At 78.4% G+C, this 287-nt stretch carries 1 protein-coding gene; it reads right to left on the bottom strand.

Features of this window, described 5'->3' with window-relative positions; all coding sequences use genetic code 11:
• On the bottom strand, positions 1 to 227 hold a 227-nt coding region (locus tag ACSNOH_RS35280; RefSeq protein ID WP_436725514.1), incomplete at its 3' end, for an FAD-dependent oxidoreductase.
• Between the last annotated feature and the right edge of the window lie 60 nt (positions 228 to 287).

Raw genomic sequence — 287 nt, forward strand, 5'->3', positions numbered from 1 at the left:
GCATTGGGCCGGTAGGGGGAGTTGGGGACCTTGGCCAGGGCGGCGTAGAAGGTGTCCACGGCGTCGAGGTGGCCGGGCCAGCTGCTGTGGGTGCCGGTGCCGGCCTCCAGGACGAGGACGCGCCAGCCCTTGTCCCCGAGCTCCTTGGCGACGAGGGAGCCGGCCAGGCCCGCGCCGACCACGATCACGTCGTACCGCGTGCGGCCGTGGCGGGGGGCCGGGCTCACGAGCCGCCTCCGCGCGGGCCGGGCAGACCGGCGGTGCCGGGGGCGCGGCCCCGCGCCGGC

This window comes from Streptomyces sp. URMC 127 (assembly GCF_051386535.1).
Classification (GTDB): Bacteria; Actinomycetota; Actinomycetes; order Streptomycetales; family Streptomycetaceae; genus Streptomyces.